This is a genomic window from Brucella sp. TWI432 (assembly GCF_039674445.1).
Taxonomy (GTDB): Bacteria; Pseudomonadota; Alphaproteobacteria; order Rhizobiales; family Rhizobiaceae; genus Brucella; species Brucella chromiisoli.
This window is the reverse complement of record NZ_JBDJNL010000053.1, coordinates 1-2524: the sequence shown is the minus strand read 5'-3', so window position 1 is coordinate 2524 and position 2524 is coordinate 1. Positions and strand designations below refer to the sequence as shown.

The following is a 2524-nucleotide window of genomic DNA, read 5'->3' as shown; positions in this document are numbered from 1 at the left end:
TATAACGGCGATATACAGATGCGACACATGGGCAATTTAGAGATGCGACATTTTTTGTATCTCTTGCCCTTTTCAAATCGAACGCGGAAAGGAAGACTAGGTTTTCAGCTGCAAACAGCGGATGGGAGCCGTCATGTCTTGTTTGATCACGATGTCGCAAAAAGAACTCAACCGGCTGAAGACCGTTCAGCAAATCAGAGATAATCAGCTTCGCGTGGTGGAGGCAGCTGCGCTGCTTGGCCTCAGTCGTAGTCAGGTTCATCGGCTGTTACAGGCATTTGATCGGCTTGGTGCAGCGGGCCTTGTTTCGGGCAAGCGCGGTCGTCCGAGCAATCGCCGTTATGGCGAGGATTTCCGGAATGATGTTCTGGATATTGTACGCACGTATTATCGGGACTTTGGGCCGACACTGGCCTGTGAGAAGCTGATTGAACGCCATCAGCTTTCAGTCAGCAAGGAGACGCTGCGGCAATGGATGACAGCAGCGGGATTGTGGACATCACGTCGCGAACGCAAGCGGCAACTGCATCAACCGCGCGGCCGGCGTGATTGCTTTGGTGAACTGATACAGATCGACGGTTCGCATCATTGGTGGTTCGAGGAGCGGGGTCCCAAATGCGCCCTCCTCGTTTATATCGACGATGCCACTGGCAAGCTCCTGCATTTGCGCTTTGCGGGCTCAGAGAACACGTTTGATTATTTTCATGCGACGAAGGCATATCTCCAGCAATGGGGCAAACCACTCGCTTTCTATAGCGACAAACACGGCGTTTTTCGTTCGCTTCATCCGTCGAAGCAAGACCGAACAAGCGGCCTGACACAGTTTGGTCGGGCACTTTATGAGCTCAACATCGACATTATCTGTGCCAATACTCCACAGGCCAAAGGCCGTGTTGAGCGGGCAAACAGGACTTTGCAGGATCGTCTGGTCAAGGAATTGCGGCTGCGCGGCATCGATACGATCGAAGCAGCCAATGCATATGCGCCGGAATATATTGCAGATTTCAATGCCCGTTTTGGCAAGGAGCCACGCAATCCCAAGGACATGCATCGACCACTGGCCGCGCATGAGAACATTGATGATGCGCTGTGCCGGAAGGAAGTGCGAACGCTGTCACAAACACTGACACTTCGTTATGACAAGGTTCTGTTTATCCTGGAGCCGACCGAAGTTGCAAAGCGGCTTGCGCGTCAGAAGGTCGTTGTCTGCGACTATCCCGACGGACGTCTGGAGATCATGCATGGCACGGACACCCTGCCCTATACAACATTTGACAAGCTTCGTTCCATTCATCGCTCGCCTGTTGTCGAGAACAAGCAACTGGATGACATGTTGTCGATCGTCGCTGAGATGCAGGCGGGACGGGAGCAGCAACGCAGCAAAAGCGGTCCGCGTCGTACCGGTCAGGCCAACCATATGTTTGGTATACCTGACGGCAGTGTCGGGAACGGCTATCAGAAGCGAGAGCGTAAATCGCGAACAGCTTACATGAGCGACTCTGCTGTCATTGCCCGGCGAGAACAAGCTTTATTGAGACAGTCGGCGCCGGAATAAAGGGCGTCAATGGACGCCGATATCGCTTTGCGTATCCGACTCCAATTGCAGGCAAGCTGTCCAGAGCGGTGTTTTGTGGAAGATTCCGTCGTCAAGAAAGTTGAGCCCTTCTCTTGCCTCAAAAAGCAGGCCGAGCCAGCATAAGCGTCGCAGGACACCGTACTGAAGCTCGAATTTCAGGTCCCACGCATCGACGGTTATTTCAGTGTCGGACAGATGAGCGATATCCGGATAGAGTATCTTTACAATGTCCATCGGCTTACACCCTTCTCTGGTCTTGATATTGAGCAGATTGAGATACATACGCCACCAACGCAATCGTGCCTGGATCGCCTCTTTACGTTCTGTGGCATGAATATACGAATAGAGATAATCGGTGGCGATCAGATCGAAGAAAGCGTGTGGATTGACCAGAAACTCCAGGCCACGTTTGGTTGGCAGCAGTACATTTTTCCTGCGGCGAAGAAGCTTTAGATAACGGGTCAGATCGTGCACAACACAAAGTGGTGGCATGTCGTTTTCATTAAGCACCTTGTGCATGCTGTAGAGGTCTTTGGCTGTGAATCTGGGCCAGTGGAAGTTCTCAGCAGCGCAGTGTACGAATTTGCGGTTCATTGCGCCAGTTGCCGTTAGTCCGATGCCACCCTCGCGCTGCGCGTAGGCGACTGCAAGCAGCATGCCGCGAAGCAGTGGTGAGAGTGCAGCGATATCGACATCACCTTGCAGGCAGATTTTTGGTAGCATTGTACGACTTGGATCCCTCTCCTGCCCGATGCAGGTGAGCCGAGTATCAACTGCTGACAGAACAATTGCTACTGAGAAAGCTAAAGCCGAAGAGGTGGATACTCACCCGCCCCCATTCCTCGTTTGCAACCCCGACCAGCCTCTCGGAATGGGGGCTGAACGTCAGCACCTGTCGCATCTCTATTTTGCTGGGAACGTCGCAACTTTAACTTGCTAAAACAAATC

The 2524-nt window shown here is 52.7% G+C and carries 2 protein-coding genes; one reads left to right on the top strand and one right to left on the bottom strand.

Features of this window, described 5'->3' with window-relative positions:
- The first annotated feature begins 133 nt into the window (after positions 1 to 133).
- Positions 134 to 1555, top strand: coding sequence for an ISNCY family transposase (locus tag ABE527_RS21535; RefSeq protein WP_499698248.1), 1422 nt, complete (start codon positions 134 to 136; stop codon positions 1553 to 1555).
- A 6-nt stretch (positions 1556 to 1561) separates the two neighbouring features.
- Here the strand turns inward: ABE527_RS21535 and ABE527_RS21530 are convergent, their stop codons facing one another.
- Positions 1562 to 2299 carry a hypothetical protein gene (locus tag ABE527_RS21530; protein WP_499695707.1) on the bottom strand — a complete coding sequence of 246 codons (738 nt, stop codon included), beginning with the start codon at positions 2297 to 2299 and terminating at the stop codon, positions 1562 to 1564.
- Positions 2300 to 2524 lie beyond the last annotated feature (225 nt).

What these genes read in the sequence shown, in the direction of transcription:
- ABE527_RS21535 (WP_499698248.1), top strand. Translation starts at nt 134, where the DNA reads ATGTCTTGTTTGATCACGATGTCGCAAAAAGAACTCAACCGGCTGAAG.
- ABE527_RS21530 (WP_499695707.1), bottom strand. Translation starts at nt 2,299, where the DNA reads ATGCTACCAAAAATCTGCCTGCAAGGTGATGTCGATATCGCTGCACTC.